Here is an 18,014-nt window from a genome sequence, read left to right as displayed (position 1 = left end):
GACGAATCTTTGACCTTAAGGCAGTTCCCTATTCTATGGATTCGGGAGGATGACATTTTCGCAGGGAAGTTTTCAGCATCCGTGTCGTATTCTGCACTTATTAGTTAGTCAATTTATTTAGGACTACCAAAAGTAACCCAGAACCCCGGCCAATTCAAGGATAATATAGGCATCTTGCATCAGAAGGTTTCCCTAAATATCAGAAAACCTCAATTATCTTTTTGAATTTTCAGGTACAAAACTGTCATACAGGACAGGGCTTTCGTACAGGCTTCATTCCTCCAAGACGCATATTCATCTCACTTCAAACCAGCCTTCTGCAGAGCGTCGATTAAGCGTTCCTTGGTGGCCCTCTGAAAATTATACCAACCATACTTACCAATACTCTCCAAAGAGGTTCTCGGATTTATTCTCAGAATCTCTTCGGCTTCAGCACCAGCGTCTTCCATACGGCCTGACAGGCTATAAGATGCTGTCAAACCAATGTGCGAAGACAAAAAGTCAGGCCAAAGATCGATCGCTTTCTTAAATGCTGCGATCGCCTCTTCATACTGGCCCATCACAAGATATGAAAAACCTAAAGTCTCATAGACAAACGGTTCACGTTCAGGCTTAGGTCTGAGGCTTATTGATTTTTTAGCCATCGAAAGGGCTTCCTCGTGCCGCCCTGTAAGGATCAGAACCCATGACAAATTACGGCAGGATTCAGCATCTTTAGGGTTACGATTAAACACTTCCTGCATCGTTGTAATGGCTTCCTCAGTTTGTCCCGTGCAGGCACGGGCAACGGCTAAGTTGCCTGCGTACCAACCTGGACTGTACCAACCTAGACTATCCGGGTTCAGGCTCAACGCTTTGTCAAGCATCCCAACGGCTTCCTCCGGCTTGCCTGCAGCAATAAGAGCAACCCCTAAATAGGCATGTGCGTCAGCGTTCTTAGGCGCGTGACTGACCCCTTTTTTAGCTATCGCAATAGCCTTCTCATACTGGCCTGTCCAGAAATAGGCCCCGCCCAATGGAGAGAGGTACCAGCTTGGGTGTTTGGGGTCTATACGGATCGCCTTCTCAAAAAATGGAATAGCTTCCTTGAACTTGCCCGCACTGAACAGAGCATTGCCAGAGAAGGCGTTTATAAGAGAGCTGGCGGGATCGAGGGCTAAGGCTTTTTTTTGCGCAGCCACAGCCTTGTCAAATTGCCCTGTCTTAGCATACACATTGGCTAACACCATGTAAGCTCGGGGGCTTTGTTCATTAAGGGAGAGTGGCTTCTTTGCCAGTTCTACAGCCTTCTCATATGATTTTCCAGGGGTTTTGGTCCATCCAAACTCGGCTTCATGGAAATAAGTCCAGGCCAATAGTACATATGGGCGGGCATAATTGGGGTCCAATGCAATGGCCTCTCCATATAACCGTCGGGCTATCTCATTATCATTTTTATTAAAGCGCAAATGATGGTATCGCCCCTTCAACAATTTCAGGTATGCCTCCAGGTTTTTTGTGCCTTTGCCTAAACCAGACGCAGTCTCTCCCTCTGTTAGTTTAACCTGCAAGGCCGTTATCACGTTCTTCGTGATACCATCCTGGAGGGCAAACAGGTCTTTCAGGTCCCGGTCGTAGCGTTCCGACCATAGGTGATTCCCTGTCCTGGCATCAATGAGCTGGGCCGTGATCCGCAGTTTGTCTCCCGATTTTTGAACACTTCCCTCCAGCACATACCGCACACCCAGCTCCTCGCTGACCTGCTGCACCATCACGGGCTTGCCTTTGTAGGTAAAGACCGAATTGCGGGCAATCACCAACATCCGTGGTGTTTTGGACAGCGCCGTGATAATCTGTTCAGTGATCCCGTCACTCAGATAGTCTTCCTTTGGGTCGCCGCTGATGTTGGCAAAAGGGAGAACTGCGATAGAGGGCTCATCAGATACAGGTATTGGCGTCTTGTCGGATGACTTAGGAGCAGGGGCTTTTTTGGAGGCAACCTCCACCTTAGTAGGTGAGGGACGTAAGTAAGAGTGCCAGACTGCCAAGGCCCCTCCACCCAGAATAAGGACAACGACTATTGACAAGACAACATTACGCCATGTTTTTCCTACAGCCCTTTTCGCCTTTATAACTCTGTGAGCGGCTGCGCCAGGATAAGATAGAATTCGATACACTCGTATCGGTTTGTCAATATTCTTGACCTCGTGCTCCCCCTGATACTCAAACTCCAATCCCAGCTTACCCTCAATGCTGTCATACACCGTCCCAGAGATGGAAATCCCTCCCCCTGCAGCCAAGCCCTCGACTCTCGCTGCGATGTTGACACCGTCCCCGTAGATCCGTTCTCCTTCCTGAATAACATCCCCTGAGTTGACACCGATGCGAAATTCCATCTTGCGCTCAGGGGTTAACTCCTCATTTCGCTCGGCGAGTTCCCGCTGAATCTCTACAGCGCAATTCACCGCATCTAAACCACTCCCAAATTCGGCCAGGAGATTATCGCCCGGAGAATCCACCACCCTCCCGCGGTATTTCACGACAAGCCTGGCGATAGCCCTTCGGTAAGCCGTGAGCGTCCGGACAGTCTCATCCTCATCGGCCCTCATGAGACGACTGTACCCTTTGACATCGGCGCTTAGGATAGCGGTCAGTTTGCGCTCAAATCTTTCTGTGTTCATGGGATGACCCAGTAAATTGAAAAGCCCCCATGGACATACAAAAGTCCCTTGGAGGCTTTTTAATTGGAACCTTCCGATTGAGTTGTATCATGACAGACTCCAGAAGGTTAAAGTTATGTTGTTTTGTTCACTGGGGGAAAGAATGGATAATACTAATAGCGAATCCTATTTCATATAGAGAAGCCGTTTAATGTCAAGGAAAATTCGGTTACACGGATCGGCTTATTGTGGCAAATTTTGGGATTGAAAAATAAAACAGCTTGCCTAAGGTTTCTTTGTGTATGGCATTGCCCTCGGGAAAGGACTACGTGCATGATCATCGTCTCTGAGCACTCGCCAATTCGTGAAGGCTACAAAATGAAAGGTTGAAAAGTCAATAAGTGAAGGATACAAAAGGTATCTTTTGGAAATCCCACAGATTTCGGGTCACCCAAAACCTGGTATATGCCTACGTTTCCAGCGACTCTCAAAAGACGCCTTTTTGAATGGTCGCTAAACTTTTTTTAGAAAAGAGATAATAAGCTCCTTGCCAATCGCTGTCCGAATCAACGCTGTTACGGGAAAAGAGGATGGGTTGAGGGGGTGCCTAAGCTGCGCTATGGGTTGGGCTGTGAGGTGAAGAGTTGCCGAGTTTTTGGATAGGCCTTTTATGTATCCGATTTTTGTCGTTTGTCAAGGATTTTTGTTTGAAAGTTGGCTTAAATGACCTGATTCGCCCGAGGCGAGAGTCTAGGCCGGCAGGGAGGCAATCCGTACCGGCCTTTTTGTTTCTTATCCCACGAGCCAACGACGGGAGGTCCCATCCATGATCATCGCCAAAACCGCCCAGCACCGCTTTGACGAATCCGATGTGGCCCGGCTGATTGAGTACGACGGGAGCGACCTGCCAGTGTAGAGAGGCGGGACCGTGAAGCTGCGCATCTGCCACGGTGGAGCGGCCGGGTCCTATCCCCTGGCCTGCCGGATGCAGGGCCGCACATCGGCACTTTGTCGTTGACCCCAAGGGGTACCAATACTATAAGGCGTGTCTGGCGGGTTTCCCGGGCATCGGGGTCTATCCCCGGCATTGGGTGTGCCGCAGACGGTTCTTTTCTGATGGCATGGACCCATGAACCGCTCAAAGGACGCAAAGGGATTTGCCTTTTTCGTTTGTCGTTCAGAGGCCGACAAAAGAAAACCCCCTTTCACCGATTCTGATTCGCTGAGTGTATGTGAAATCGCGATGTTGTCTCGTCATCCAAAATGGTGTAGCCTCAGCATGGTCGCCGGGCCGCCTCGATGGGGAAAATCGATCGGGGAGCACCATTTGTCGACAGGCCTGGAGGGAATCGGAGGATTGTCTGGGTGACGACGCGGAGCACCATCGAATGGACCGAGCAGAGCTGGAACCCATGTACCGGGTGCACCAAGGTGTCGCCGGGCTGTCAGAACTGCTTTGCGGAGAGGATGGCCCTGCGTCTGAAAGCCATGGGCATGAAAGGGTACGCGAACGGGTTCACCCTGACGGTCCATCCCGATAGACTGAACGCCCCCCTGTTGCGCCGGAAACCGACTGTCTACTTTGTCAATTCCATGAGCGATGTGTTTCACAAGGCCGTGCCGGACGATTTTATCGACCGGATATTCGCCGTCATGGCACAGACGCCCCGGCACATCTATCAGCTGCTCACCAAGCGGGCCGACAGGATGGCCCGCTTCCTGTCCTCCAGAGAGGTCCCGAAAAACGTCTGGATCGGTGTGACCGTGGAAAACCGGGAACACGGTCTCCCAAGGATGGCGACCCTCAAAACCATCGATGCCCCGGTCCGATTCCTCTGCATGGAGCCCCTGCTGGAGGACCTGGGGGATCTCGATCTTGCCGGCATCCATTGGGTGATCGTGGGCGGAGAATCCGGGCCCCGCGCCAGACCCATGAAACCCGCGTGGGTGCAATCAATCAAAGACCAGTGCGATTTGGGGCAGGTCCCCTTTTTTTTCAAACAATGGGGCGTCTGGGGACCGGACGGCAAGCGGCGATCCAGAAAGGCCAACGGGAGACACCTCCTCGGCCGGACCTGGGATGAGATGCCGGCACTGGCGGGGTCGGTCTCTGCGACGCAGCGAAAAGAGAGTGATTGATTCTATGAAAAAGACAAAAAAAACGGCAAATCATCGAAAGGTAAAACGCAGACAGCCCACGGCAAGACGGATGGCTGCACCGGCATCCAAGAGGAGCCAACAGAGAGATGACGCCAAGGTCATGGATTTAATAAGTTATTCAATTACATACGATCCGATCGACGATGAGTATTCGCATCTGGTACCAGCAAAAATCGAGAAAGAAATCAGCGAGCTCTATCTTTTGTCAGTTGAAAAACCCAAGGAAGCCATCCCTCGACTGGAGGAATTAAGGGGCCTCTATCCCGAACACCCGCGTATCTGCAATTATCTGGCCGGGGCCTATTCACATGTCGGGGATTCAAATAAGATGATTGAAATCGTTGAGGAAAACTACCGAAGAAATCCCGGATACCTATTCGCCAAAATGAATTATGCAGAGATTTGCCTGCAAAGGGGTGAAACTGAAAAGATACCAGAAATAGTGGAACATAAGTTCGATCTGAAGCTCCTTTACCCGGAAAGAAACGCCTTTCACGTAACGGAGGCCGTCTCCTTTTTCGGCCTGCTTGGACTCTATTTCATGGAGATCAATGAATTGAAAAGGGCAGAAAGCATGCTGACAATGCTGGAAGACCTTGACGAGGATGCTCACATGACCAGACGACTCAGGAAACGCATCTCAAGAGCAAAGCGATTTCGACGACTTAAAGACCTGCTTGGCGGTGGACGGTGATGTGACGTGGGACTCGGGGTTTTGGGAAAACCATGCTCGGTCAGGACAAACCCCTTTTTGCCTCACGTAGCTGGAGATCCTGACGCCGCGATATGCCCATCGTGCCTCACCTGATCTCGTGCTTTGGCCTTTGGGCCCCCGCCGCCCTTCCTCGTCTTTCCACAGATGTGTGTGAATCCGAGAAAGTTGAAGGTCTCCGGTTTGAGCTGCCCCCTTTCCAATCCATTCCGGCGGGGGCCTTGTGCCGCGGCTGACCCGCTGGTTCGCCAATAGACCTCCATGGTATCATTGACAACCAAGCCGATAGTGTGTATAATACACATGATGAAAAGTGGGGAAATTATACAACGGTTGAAGAAGGATGGGTGGATTCTCCATCATAAAAAAGGAGACCATCATCAATTCAAGCATCCTGAAAAACCAGGTAAGGTGACAGTTCCTCATCCAAATAAGGATCTCCCTGTCGGCACTCTTCGAAATATTTACCGGCAGGCGGGCTGGCAATGGAGGTGAAAGGATGAAATACGCGGTAGTAATCCACAAAGATGAAAATTCGGATTATGGCGTTACGTTTCCGGACTTGCCGGGTTGTTTTTCCGCAGGGGAAACAATTGAAGAGGCTTTAGCCAATGCCCAGGAAGCCGCCGAGTGTCACATTGAAGGCATTCTGATTGACTCGGAACCCATCCCGGTTTCTACAAATATTGAGAGGCACAAAGAAAACCCTGATTTTAAAGGCGGCATATGGGCAATCGTTGAAGTAGATCTGAGTAAATTGTCCCTCAAGTCAAAAAGGATTAATATCACCATGCCGGAAAGGTTGCTGACTTCATTGGATTATTTTGCCAAAAAGCATGGTGAAACCCGATCCGGCATCTTGGCTCAAGCAGCAACTGAATACATGGCTTCTCGTCAGTAAAACGCACTGTCGAATCGGTTAGCCGGGAGCCTGATCACGAAAAGCCTCCGCCCGCAGAGCGGGTCGAGGCTCACTCCGGGCATCATCTACTCCCCATCCTCCCCGATTTTGGGCTCGGGGACACTGCCAGCATAGAGGGTCACCCCGTATGGAGGCCGGTCCAACCTGAAATCAAAGGGCTTGGTGAAAAAGGGATCGTCCACCACCTGCTTCAGCAGGGCATCTCTGAATCGCGGGTGGGCGATGCTGGCAATGGCCACGGCCTTGTTGCCGGTGGTCAATCCCCTGAGGTCGGCCATCCCGTATTCGGTCACCACCACCACGCCGTCATAGGAAGATGCGGTCAGACTGATCCCGGCCGGATGCTGGGACACGATCTTGGACTCGCCTTTATTCGTGATGCTTTTGAGCGCGATAATCGGCGTACCGAATTCGCGGCGGTTGATGGCCCGGATAAAGTCCGGCTGGCCCCCTACGCCGCTGTAATATCTTCGGGGGTCGATGAAATCGGCCCAGACATTGCCGAACAGGTCGATCCCGATGGCCGTGTTGACAGAGATAAAGGGGGCGTTTTTGCGGATGACCTCGGCACCGTTGGTATAGGCGCAGGGACGCATCTGCACGCCCGTGCGCATGTGGCAGAAGTCATAGAGTTCCCTGGACCCCATGATCAGGGAGGTGGTGCTGTAACCCATATTGGCCTTCTTTTTTCGATTGGTGATAATCCCCATCTTCTGAAGGAGCATGAGCCCGTCGCCGTACAGTTCGGTCTGCACGCCCAGATCCTTGAAACCGCCGTCCCGGATGATCCCGATCACCGAGTCGGGAATCTTGCCGATACCGGTCTGAAGGGTCACGCCGTCGCGGACAAAATGTTTCACAATGAGTTCTCCGATCCGCCGCTCCGCATGGGGAAGATCGTTGAAATCAGGCGGGTCAAAGGCATAAACCGGTTTGACGCCGTCCTCCACCAGGTAGTCGATGGAACTGGCATCCACCACGCTCTGGCCCTGGGTGAAGGGCATGGAGGGATCCAGTTCGGCCACCACCAAACGGGCGTGGTCGATGGCGGTGTGGATCGCCTCCACGGAAAGCCCCAGGCTGTATTCGCCGGTGTGGGGATTTTGGGCCACCTTGATCAACACCACGTCTGTCTGGTATTTTTCCCCGGGCCCGATCAGACTGTCCAGATTGGCGAGCGTGCAGGGAAGGTAATAGGCACGGCCCTGGTTGGCCGCTTTGCGCACCTCTCCCCCTGAAAAAATGGAATAGGCCATCACCCTGTCTTGCAGGCCTTCCTCCACATAGGGGATGGGGCCCTGGAGCAGGAGATGGACCATGCGCATAAATGGCAGCCGGGGAATGCCGGCCCTGATGGATTCGGTCAGGGATTCTATCAGGGTGGTGGGCGTTGCGGCATTGGAGCCGACGTAGCAGGTGACCGTTTCCCGGGCCGGGAAACGCTCCGCGATCACCGCGGCCAATTGATCGGCGTGAATGATGTGAGGCGTCTTGGTCATAAATCGGTTCTCCCTATACAGTTCGATGCCCTCTTGTCATGCCGGCCCCTGCATCAGGGGCGAACCAGATCCGATCCGGCAATCTGAGAAGTCAACCGGTTGATTTGATTGGTGCGAGGGAACCATACGCAAATGTTCTATGCCAGTCAAGGCCAATCCTGCGGCGCTTTCATCTCAACAAAGATGCATGGGTGAGACATATGAGCGCCCGGTGCTAACGACTTGATACCCTGCGACGTCTCCTGTATGATTCCACCGCCCGTGAGAGTGCCAACCGGAAAAAGCCGTTGTGCTTTCTGATTGATGGAGATGGAAATGGAGAGTCTGTTGGATTGGAGTGTGGCCGTTATTGTGTGGCTTCAGCAGTGGTCCGGCCCGGTGCCCGATGCCCTGTTCAAGGCCTTTACGTGGATGGGGAACGAGGGGTGTTACCTTTTGATTCTGCCGTTTGTCTACTGGTGCATCGATCGGGGCTACGGGGCCAGGCTGGCCATTCTCCTCCTCTTTTCCATCTATGTGAACGCCGTGGTAAAATCCCTGGCCCATCAGCCCAGACCGTTTCAGTACGATCGGGCCGTGAAAATGATGGTGAATGCAGGAGGGGGTGGGTTTCCGAGCGGTCATACGCAAGGGACCGTGGTGGTATGGGGCTATCTCATGAGCCGGTTTCAAAGGCCCTGGGTCTGGACAATCGGCATTGTCATGATGGTGTTTGTCCCCCTGTCAAGGCTCTATTTGGGGGTTCATTTTCCCACAGACCTTCTGGGCGGGTATGTCATCGGCGCCATTCTCCTCCTGTTGTGGTTCCGGCTGGAGCCCCCCATCGAGAAATGGCTGTCCGGAAAAGGCCTCTTATGGCAGCTGGGCGCGGCTGTGGGCATCCCCCTGTTTCTTGTGACGATCTTTATCGCCCGGGAAACATATATCCTCGTCCCTGCCGGAACCCTTATGGGTCTCGGGGTCGGGATTGTATTGGAACGCCGATGGATCGGTTTCGAGGCAGAAGGGAGCTGGAACCAGAGGGCATTTCGGTTTGTGCTGGGCGCGGCCATTTTGCTGGCAATCCATTGGGGAGTCAAGACGGCAGTCCTATTCATGGGCCCTGACGCCGTTTTCCGCTTTTTCCGCTATCTGGTCGTCGGTTTCTGGATTACCTTCGTAAGTCCCTGGATCTTTGTGAAGCTGGGGCTCGCCGGAAAAGACACGGGCACCGCAACGCATCAGACAGCCGCCCTCGCAAAATGAGTCAAGCGTAGACCCCTTTACCCCTTTAAATTCTTGCCATTTATGTCATTGGGGGTATAAGAGATTTGAAAGAGAGTAAGAGACCCGGTTGGCAGGAATGGGTCAACGAAATCAACTCCGTCCCAGAGGTGGCGGGGAAAACGCTGGGGAAACCGGTTGAACTGATAAGAAAGCGCAAGGGGCTGAGTGACCGGTTTTTGAGACGAATTGAAAGAGATATTCAGTCACTACTGTCCGGTTAAACTTTTAATAATATGGGTTAACTATATGATTTAATGTGTGAAAGTACCTTTTTTGCAAGGGATCGACTTGCCCAGAAGGTTCGGGTTGTGCTGTTGGGTTGCCCTGAATGCCTGAATGAATGGATCTCATTTTAATTAAAGACCCGGTAGGCCTGGATGTCAAGGCGAAACAGAATCGGGCGCGGGGAAAACCAACTCAGCCTGTACCTGACTGAAACAGGCAGCAAGGACTGGGGCCAATGGGCCTATGATTTGATGCTTTTTAATTGGTGGGTGGATGTGCCTTTCTTCTTGACAACCCCGTGTTCTTTGTGAACAATGAGCATTGCATAAATTTAGTCATTAACTAATGAATGAAAACACTCATTGCAGGAGCCGCCCATGGATCTCCGTTTTGCACCTCACAATACGCACCTCGATGACCCTGAAGCCTTTGAGGTACGGGATCCCCATCTGAAGCAGCTGCACCAGCAAAACCTGGTTCACCGCTCGTATCTCCTGGATGAACTCCCCTCCCACACACCCGGGGTCTATACGTTAGGCGGGGGCCGTCAGATCGGCAAAACCACCCTGATGAAGCAATGGATGGCCCTTCTCATGCAAAAGGGCGTGGCCCCCGAGAGCATCGCCTATTTCACCGGCGAACTGATCGATGACCATCATTCCCTCGTGCGGCTGGTGGGAGACACCCTGGAGGCCATGCCCGCCGACAATCTGACATACCTCATCCTGGACGAGGTGACCTACATACGGGACTGGGACAAGGGCGTCAAATACCTGGCCGACGCGGGCATGCTCCAAAGGGTGGAGCTGTTTTTGACCGGTTCCGACCTGGCGATCATCAGGGAAGCGCGGATGCGTCTTCCGGGCCGAAGAGGAGATTTGGCAACGGTTGACTTCCACCTCTATCCCCTCAACCTGTTGGAAACGGTTCGTCTAAAAAAGCAATTCACCCCCGATGAACTGGACACCCTGGTCAACCACGTCGGCGTTCCTTTCGCGGCGACCATGGAGAGACTATACCGGGAATTTGGTGATTATCTGGTCCATGGCGGATTTCTGACGGCCATGAACGATATGGCGAAGCACGGGAGCATACTGCCCGCGACCTTTTCAACGTACAGCGACTGGATCAGAGGGGATGTTCTGAAGAGGGGGAAACAGGAGCATTACCTGCGAGAAATCATGCAGGCCATCGTGAAACGCTACGGAAGTCAAACCACCTGGAACGGCCTTGCCCAGGACCTTTCCATTGATCATCCCAAGACGGTAAGCGATTACGTGGAATTGCTTGCGGCCATGGACGGTGTTTTCGTTCAACCCGCCCTGATCGAGGACAAGCTGACAGCCGCTCCCAAGAAGGCGCGAAAGGTCATGTTCACTGATCCTTTTATCTTTCATGCCGTGAGATCCTGGCTGACCCCGGTCCGAGACCCTTATCGCGACCAGGTCAGGCCCATCCTCTCCGATCCGGAATGGACGGGGAGGCTCGTGGAGGCCACAGTGATCACCCATTACCGGAGGTACTATCCCACCTTTTACATCAAGGCTGAGGGCGAAGTTGATCTGGCCTATGTCGCACAGAACCGTTTCTGGCCTGTGGAGGTGAAATGGACCGGACAGATCCGGCCCAAAGACCTCAAGCAGATCGTCAAATACAGCGATGGCCGGATACTGACCCAGTCAAAGCAGTCCGGCCATATCCTCGGTGTGCCCACCGAACCGCTCCCCAGGGCCCTGCTCCGCCTGGCTGCAAGAAAGGACAGGCCGGCAGGCGACACAACGGGAGCCCCTTCGACAAGAGCGCGTGTGTCGCCGCCCTGACAGGCCTTCAGCGCCGGAGGCAAGGAATGAGGTATGTCTTGTGCGGTTCTTTGGTGGCTGGATGTTGTAGGTTTTGATCATGCCAAGAAAAGCTGGAATAGATGCACCGGATGCGCTTCATCATGTGATTGTCAGGGGGATCGAACGGGCGAAGATTTTTCGATCCGATTACGATCGTAAGAATATGGTGAATCGTATCGGAGATTTGATTACCGAAACGCAGACCGATTGTTTTGCATGGGCATTGATTCCAAATCCATGAGGGTCAACAAATTGAAAGAGAGAATCGCTTGGAGCTGATCGACTCAAAAACATAAAATCATAGGCGTCCCCATCCTTCTACATAGTGTCTGCGCCTATGGAAGCGCAGCAACAGGAGAATGCCTCCCGTATGCCACCATACGGGCAAGCACATTGACCCCGGTTTCGGGCGTCTGGTAGAAAACGCCGCTATATCTCCTTCCGGGCACGGGGCGCACCGTCCCGGCGTCAGTCCGGGCCAGGGACACACCGATCACAGGTTTTTCATACGTCTCCATAAGTTCCACCATTTTAGAGACCAGGATCTCCTCATAATGATGGCTCATGGCCTTTATCTGATCCAGAAATTCCGGGGAAATTTCAGGATCGGCGTCGCGGGTGGACTGAATCAGCGAATGGACAAATTCGTCTCTGCCCACGACCCCCAGGACCATGACCGCGTCAACGCCGTCCCACTTGGCGAGTTCCTGCATAGCGACGATCGGGGCGTCCAGATCGCGGGTCCCCACCAGATCCACCGGATTTCCCTTGCTCCAGAAGGGCGGGAGATGCTGCCCGATCGCCTCCACCATATGATTCGGTATGGGGGGAACCACCAGTCCTCTGTCGTTGCACTGATCCGCCGTGACGACCCCCCAGCCGCCGCCGAGGGTGACGATGCCCACCCGGTTTCCCTTTGGCAGCGGGAGGGAAGAAAATCCCGCGGAGAGGTTCAGCAGTTCGGACGGCACCCGGGCATCCAGTATCCCTGCCTGGCGGCATGCCCCCCTGAATATGGCATTCTCCCCGCTCATGGAGCCCGTATGAGAGGCTGCAGCCGTTCGTCCGGCCTCGGTCCTGCCGCCCTTGAGCACGATGACCGGTTTTGTTTGATTGACCCGGGTTGCCACTTCCATGAAACGGCCGCCGTGACCGACGCTTTCCAAGTACAGAATAATGATCCGGGTACGGGGATCGTGCTCCAGGTATTCCAGATAGTCGGGGCAGGTGATCATGGCCTCATTTCCCGATCCCACAAAGAGAGAGATGCCGATCCCCTGCTGATCGGCCCAGTGGGTGAGCTGATTCCCCAGGTTGCCGGACTGGGAGATAAAGGCCACCGATCCCTTTCGAGGTCGCGAATGTGCCCCGGTGGCAAAGAGGTCCGCATAGGGGGCGATAATCCCCATGGTATTGGGGCCGATGATGTAAATCCCCTTTTCCTGTCCAATGCTGACAATCTCTTTTTCAAGGTCTTTGCCGGCCTGGTCGCTTTCGCTGAATCCTGAGGTGATGATCACCACCCCCTTCACCCCTTTATCGCCGCATGCCTTCAGGACCGACGGCACGGTCTTCGCGGGCGTGATGATAAAGGCCAGGTCCACAGGATCCGGGATATCTCCGATGTGCCCGAAGACCGGAAGGCCGAACATCTCTTTATAGCCTGGGTTTACGGGGAATATTTTTCCTTTGTAGCCGCCTGCGATAATATTGGAGGCGATGAGCTGACCCCATTTCCCAAACGTGGTGGACGCCCCCACAAGGGCGACCGATTTCGGATTGAAAATAGTTTCGAGGCCGGTGATGAGTTGGTTATCCGTTGTATGTTTCATATGGTGCAAGTCCTCTCCATTCTATTCGCAGGCGTTCGGAGCTGGTGAGCTGTCAAGCTGGTAAGCTGCGAGCGGTTGAGTTGATCAAGCCACGACTGATGAGATGAAATGATACCTTTATACAGCCCTGAACTTGGTATCGGAAGATAGTAAGGCCTCTGGATGAAGGTGTCAAACAGGAAAACCCTGGGAGCCTCTATTGGACAGGCCCAGGCCCACCTGGAACCCCCTGGGATTCAGGAGATGGGAGGGGCGTGTGACAGGGGAATTCTCTCCTTGCAATTTCATCCGGCACCGCTTAAAATGCCTTGCATGTCTCAATGCAACATTATGAAAACATGGCACTTTCAAGATATGTGGGATGCCTGCACGGCTTCCGTTGGCAGCCACGGAGTGCAGGAATTTGTGAAGCGGCTTGTCAGGAGCAAAACAGGGAGGGCATGAATGGGCACGGATAATGTCGTTTTTCTGGAAGTCATCGAATGGTTTGACGAGACCGGCAAAGAGCTGCTTCACAGGATCCCTGAACAGGGGTCCGGGGAGATCAAATGGGGGGCCCAGTTCATTATCCGCGAGAGCCAGGCCGGCGTACTCTTTTACAAGGGAAAGGCGTGCGACGCCTTCGGCCCGGGCCGTCACACCCTGAAAACCGGAAATATCCCCATCATCAATAAGATCATGGCCATCCCATGGGCCATGACCAGTCCCCTTCGCGCAGAGGCCTATCTCGTCAACATGAAGGTCTTTCCGAACCTCAGATGGGGGACCAGGGACCCGGTGGCTTTCAAGGATTCGGAACTGGGTCTCATCCGCCTTCGGGCCCATGGCGTATTCAATATCCAGGTCGTTCAACCCCTTCTCTTCATCAACACCCTGGTGGGCACCATGGGGAAATTCACTACTGAAGAGATCGAGGAGTATCTGAAACGGGTCATTGTGTCCCGCTTTAACGATCACTTGGGGGAGCACTTGGACAGTATCCTCAACCTGCCGGGTCAATACGAAGAGATCTCGACAGGGCTTCAACAGAGATTGAAAAAGGACTTCAGCCACTTCGGCCTTGGGCTGACCCATCTTTACATCGGCTCCATTACCCCGCCCCCCGAGGTGCAGGAGGCCATTGACGACAGGGGACGGCTGAACGTCATCCAGGACCTGGACCGGCTGGTCAAGCTCAAGGCGGCCATGGCCATGGAGAAGGCGGCAGAAAACCAGGGTGAGGCAGGGGCCGGCCTGGGCATGGGCATGGGGTTCATGATGCCGGCCATGTTTGCCGATGTCCTCAGGCCCCAGGGAGGAGGAGGGCCGCAGAAGGCGCAGGCCCTTTGCCCGGACTGCGGACAGCCGGTCACCAGGGATGCCAGATTCTGTCCCTCCTGCGGGCATCAGCAATGGGTCATTGATCAGTGCGCCAGTTGCGGGAAGAACCTTCCGGCCAATGCCCAGTTCTGTCCCAGATGCGGCCATCGGGTTGATGAAAAACCGGTCGCTCGGATCTGTCCTCACTGCAAGGCGGAAAACCTGGCCGGTTCTGCATTCTGCAACCAGTGCGGGGAAAAGATTTGAAGTGAACTAAAGTGCCTGAAGTCAACAGCAGTCAAGCTCGAAGCTCAAAGCCCAGCAAACCCAATGAACCGGTAACCAGTTCAGCGGCAACGGGCATCCGGTATCCGGCAACAAAGGCCGGGAGTCAGGTATCGGGAATCAGAAGACAAAAAATTCATCAGCCGTCACTGTCCGGTAATGACTGACCTGTAACGAGCAACCAGTAATCATCAAGAGTTCGGCAATGGGGTTTACCGTCGTACAGGAATGCCCCCAGTGCGGGGGGCCCGTTGAACTGGACGAGGCCGATCGGCTGCTTCGGTGCCCCTATTGCGGGGTAAACAGCTTTCTTTTCTCCCAAGACGGCTACCGCTTTGTTCTCCCCCACAAGGCAGGCGACCGGGACCTCATCTTCATCCCTTATCTCCGTTTCAGGGGGAGCGTCTTTTCCTGCGACATGGAGGGCGTTCACTACCGCATCGTGGATATCACCCGGTTGGGCGTCCCGTTCAAACGATTTCCCATTTCCCTGGGCCTGAGGCCCCAGGCCATGAAGGTGCGGTTCGCAGGGACGGATGCCGCCGGGTCTTTTCTGAAATGTCTTCTAAAGACCCGTGACATTCTGGCACGTGCAGAAAAGCATTCAGCGTCATCCGATACCGGTGACATGTTTCACAGGGCTTTCATAGGCGATGCCGTGAGTCTCATCTATCTCCCCCTGTATGTGGAAAAAAGGACCCTCTTTGACGGAATAACCAACAGACCGATCGCCAAGTTACCCGAAGGGGGGGATATTTTCTCTTCTCTCACAGACCGCCGCCCCCGATGGAAACTGACATTCTTGGCCACCCTATGCCCCCGTTGCGGCTGGAATCTGACAGGAGAAAGGGACAGCGTGGTTTTGACATGCAGCAATTGCGAGACCGCATGGGAGGCCGGAAAAGGGAGGTTCGTTCAAATGGACCTCGCGGTGGTGTCCGGGGAACAACCCGATGCCGCCTACCTCCCTTTCTGGAAGATTTCCGTCCGGATTACCGGCATCCCCATCGCGTCATATGCCGATTTCATCCGGGCCACCAATCAGCCCAAGGTCATTCAGAAGGCATGGGAAGGGCAGGAGATGTATTTCTGGAGCCCGGCCTTCAAGATCCGACCCAATCGATTTCTCCACCTTTCAAGACGGATGACGGTAACACAGGAAGCACTGGAAGCCGATGGGAGACTTCCCCGGAAAAACCTCTATCCTGTAACGCTTCCCCTCAGCGAGGCCATACAGGGGATCAAGGTGACCCTGGCCGGGTCGGCTGTGAACAGGAAGAAGTTCATGCCCAGTCTCCCGGACATTGGGCTCTCCATACGAGGCGCCTCCCTTGTGTATCTCCCCTTTCGCGAAACGGTCCACGAAATGATCCAGGAGCATACCCATGTCAGCATCAACAAGAAATCACTTGAATTCGGTCGGTTTCTGTGACCGAGACCGCAAAGACCCGCTTCCGCGCCAATATGTGATTGACACCCGGCCTTTCATGATCTATTCTTTTTTTATCTGAAGAAGCGTTGGAACCCGGTGTGTAAACAAGTAATCATGGAGGCCGACAATGACCTATCTGATGAAGATCTATGGGGTATTCATTCTCGCTGCGATCTGCCTGGTGACCCAGCCTGTCTGGGCCGGATTGGAGATGGGCCGGGTTCCCACAAAGGTTGATTTGAAGGGCGACCTTGGTGGAAGATTGGACGGGAGCCCGTGGAGCAGCAGTGAATTGCAAGGAAAGGTCCATGTGATCTTTTATGTGGACCCTGATGAGAAAGACCTCAATAACGATGCCAGCGAGGCCCTGCGCAAAGAAGAATTGCCTCGCGATAAATATCAGAGCTTCGCCATTATCAATATGGATGCCACCTGGCTTCCCAATTTTGCCATCTCTTCCGCCCTGAAAGAGAAGCAGGAACGGTATCCGACAGCCATCTATGTGCGCGACTATGACAAGGTACTTGTGAAGGCGTGGGGCATCGCCGATGACAACAGCGACGTACTGGCTTTTGACAAGGAAGGAAAACTCATTTTTGAGAAATTCGGCAAATTGACGGAATCAGATATACAGAAGCTCATAGAGGTGGTTCGCGCCCACCTTGACAAATAAACAGTCCCGAGGTCACTGACAAATGATATCCGGCGTGTTCCAGCTCAGGCAGATCGGAATCATCCGATCCGAACTGAAAAATATTCATGACTGCCAGCGTCAGGAGAGGGAGGGCGCCGCCAGGGCGTGGATCGAGGTCGATCCTGAATATTCAGCGGCACTGGAAGGTTTGGAAGCAGGGGTCGAGATTCTGGTTCTGACCTGGCTGCACCTGGCAGATCGATCGATGCTAAAGGTCCACCCGAGGGGCAACCCGGAAAACCCGATGAGGGGTGTGTTTGCCACCCGGTCTCCGCACAGGCCCAATCCGATCGGTCTTCACAGAACCCGCGTGATCTCCGTGGCGCCGCCCTCCAGGCTTCAGGTGCAGCCCTTGGAGGTGATAGACGAGACCCCGGTCGTGGACATCAAGTCCGTTCTTTCAGGGGATCGATAATACCAAAATGTAGGTTGTGGGCCTTCAACTCTTCATTAATGTAGATTTGTCAGGGCCTTTTCGGCCTCAGACAATCTGATACGCGTCATCAGAAATCACAGACTGCCAATGAGCTGGGACCAATGAAGGCGGCCTGGTCCCCAAATGCGGGGTTCAGGGCTTTCCTGACCTTCTTGCCTTGTGCGGGCCGGTCATCCATGGCATGGGATTAAAGATGAAACGCGTGTCGATCTTGGTTCTGGCACCTTAATTGCAAAAATTTTATTGATAGGATAGGGGAAGTTTCCGGGTCACAAAGGGCTCTTTATGAATTCCCTCATGCATGAAAGGAGGCCGTTATGTCATTTGATTGGGGACCCCACTTTATTGTTCCCTCGGAGAGTCTGACAAGTTTTTCCGGGGTGGTCCGATTGCGGGAGAGTCTGGATGAGGAACTCCTCCACAAGGAAATGGAGGAACTGGGCATCTCGGGCGCAGTGGTAAAAATCACAAACCCCTGGTATTTTCGAAAGAAAGGGACCGGCAGCTGGATCAAGATCGGCGAGTCTCAAGACATGGAAGAAAACTTTCCTGTCAGATGGGATACCTCAGGGCTGGAAAACGGGTCTTATGAGATACTGGGACTCATGCATGTCTCCATATCCGAACATGAGACCGAACATGTCATCGCCCGTCAGAGCATCGTGGATGTGACTGTCGCCAACTGAGGTTCCGATGCTGCATCATATATTTCAGCTGACTTCATCCCTTATCAGGGCTGAAACCTGTGATTGAGGAATAAGGATCAGAGACG

Annotated in this window: 14 protein-coding genes; 11 read left to right on the top strand and 3 right to left on the bottom strand. The window is 53.5% G+C overall.

Annotated features, from left to right (window positions below; translation table 11 throughout):
• Positions 1-299: 299 nt before the first annotated feature.
• The gene (locus tag K9N21_19050) at positions 300-2,660 is read right to left on the bottom strand and encodes a tetratricopeptide repeat protein (protein ID MCF8146011.1); all 2,361 of its coding nucleotides are present in this window, start codon (positions 2,658-2,660) and stop codon (positions 300-302) included.
• A gap of 1,344 nt (positions 2,661-4,004) precedes the next feature.
• Here K9N21_19050 and K9N21_19045 point away from each other — a divergent pair.
• The 4 genes from K9N21_19045 (at position 4,005) to K9N21_19030 (ending at position 6,412) form a co-directional block, all read left to right on the top strand.
• Positions 4,005-4,778 (top strand): phage Gp37/Gp68 family protein, encoded by a 774-nt coding sequence (locus K9N21_19045; GenBank protein MCF8146010.1) that lies wholly within the window; start codon positions 4,005-4,007, stop codon positions 4,776-4,778.
• A gap of 4 nt (positions 4,779-4,782) precedes the next feature.
• The gene (locus K9N21_19040) at positions 4,783-5,493 is read left to right on the top strand and encodes a DUF4919 domain-containing protein (protein ID MCF8146009.1); all 711 of its coding nucleotides are present in this window, start codon (positions 4,783-4,785) and stop codon (positions 5,491-5,493) included.
• A 324-nt stretch (positions 5,494-5,817) separates the two neighbouring features.
• Complete coding sequence (locus tag K9N21_19035) at positions 5,818-6,006, top strand: type II toxin-antitoxin system HicA family toxin (protein ID MCF8146008.1); 189 nt, start codon at positions 5,818-5,820, stop codon at positions 6,004-6,006.
• Positions 6,007-6,010: 4 nt separating this feature from the next.
• Positions 6,011-6,412 (top strand): type II toxin-antitoxin system HicB family antitoxin, encoded by a 402-nt coding sequence (locus K9N21_19030; GenBank protein MCF8146007.1) that lies wholly within the window; start codon positions 6,011-6,013, stop codon positions 6,410-6,412.
• A gap of 86 nt (positions 6,413-6,498) precedes the next feature.
• On the opposite strand, the gene K9N21_19025 is transcribed toward K9N21_19030, so the two are convergent.
• Positions 6,499-7,932 carry a 4-hydroxybutyrate CoA-transferase gene (locus tag K9N21_19025; GenBank protein MCF8146006.1) on the bottom strand — a complete coding sequence of 478 codons (1,434 nt, stop codon included), beginning with the start codon at positions 7,930-7,932 and terminating at the stop codon, positions 6,499-6,501.
• A gap of 315 nt (positions 7,933-8,247) precedes the next feature.
• Here K9N21_19025 and K9N21_19020 point away from each other — a divergent pair, with 315 nt between their 5' ends.
• The gene (locus K9N21_19020) at positions 8,248-9,177 is read left to right on the top strand and encodes a phosphatase PAP2 family protein (protein ID MCF8146005.1); all 930 of its coding nucleotides are present in this window, start codon (positions 8,248-8,250) and stop codon (positions 9,175-9,177) included.
• Positions 9,178-9,800: 623 nt separating this feature from the next.
• A complete protein-coding gene (locus K9N21_19015) occupies positions 9,801-11,243 on the top strand; it encodes an ATP-binding protein (GenBank protein ID MCF8146004.1) in 1,443 nt (480 codons plus the stop codon).
• 356 nt (positions 11,244-11,599) lie between these two features.
• Here K9N21_19015 and K9N21_19010 read toward each other — a convergent pair whose 3' ends face one another.
• Complete coding sequence (locus tag K9N21_19010; protein MCF8146003.1) at positions 11,600-13,096, bottom strand: CoA-binding protein; 1,497 nt, start codon at positions 13,094-13,096, stop codon at positions 11,600-11,602.
• A 444-nt stretch (positions 13,097-13,540) separates the two neighbouring features.
• On the opposite strand from K9N21_19010, the gene K9N21_19005 reads away from it, so the two are divergent.
• The 5 genes from K9N21_19005 to K9N21_18985 all read left to right on the top strand — a co-directional run bounded on the left by K9N21_19005 (position 13,541) and on the right by K9N21_18985 (position 17,928).
• A complete protein-coding gene (locus K9N21_19005) occupies positions 13,541-14,662 on the top strand; it encodes an SPFH domain-containing protein (GenBank protein MCF8146002.1) in 1,122 nt (373 codons plus the stop codon).
• 223 nt (positions 14,663-14,885) lie between these two features.
• On the top strand, positions 14,886-16,112 hold the full coding sequence (locus K9N21_19000; GenBank protein MCF8146001.1) for a hypothetical protein: 1,227 nt from the start codon (positions 14,886-14,888) through the stop codon (positions 16,110-16,112).
• A 205-nt stretch (positions 16,113-16,317) separates the two neighbouring features.
• Positions 16,318-16,785, top strand: coding sequence for a YtfJ family protein (locus K9N21_18995; protein ID MCF8146000.1), 468 nt, complete (start codon positions 16,318-16,320; stop codon positions 16,783-16,785).
• A gap of 22 nt (positions 16,786-16,807) precedes the next feature.
• The gene (gene tsaA, locus K9N21_18990) at positions 16,808-17,221 is read left to right on the top strand and encodes a tRNA (N6-threonylcarbamoyladenosine(37)-N6)-methyltransferase TrmO (GenBank protein ID MCF8145999.1); all 414 of its coding nucleotides are present in this window, start codon (positions 16,808-16,810) and stop codon (positions 17,219-17,221) included.
• A 338-nt stretch (positions 17,222-17,559) separates the two neighbouring features.
• Positions 17,560-17,928, top strand: coding sequence for a hypothetical protein (locus K9N21_18985; protein MCF8145998.1), 369 nt, complete (start codon positions 17,560-17,562; stop codon positions 17,926-17,928).
• Positions 17,929-18,014 lie beyond the last annotated feature (86 nt).

The organism is Deltaproteobacteria bacterium (assembly GCA_021737785.1).
Classification (GTDB): Bacteria; Desulfobacterota; DSM-4660; order Desulfatiglandales; family Desulfatiglandaceae; genus AUK324.
This window is presented reverse-complemented; position numbering and strand designations above follow the sequence as displayed.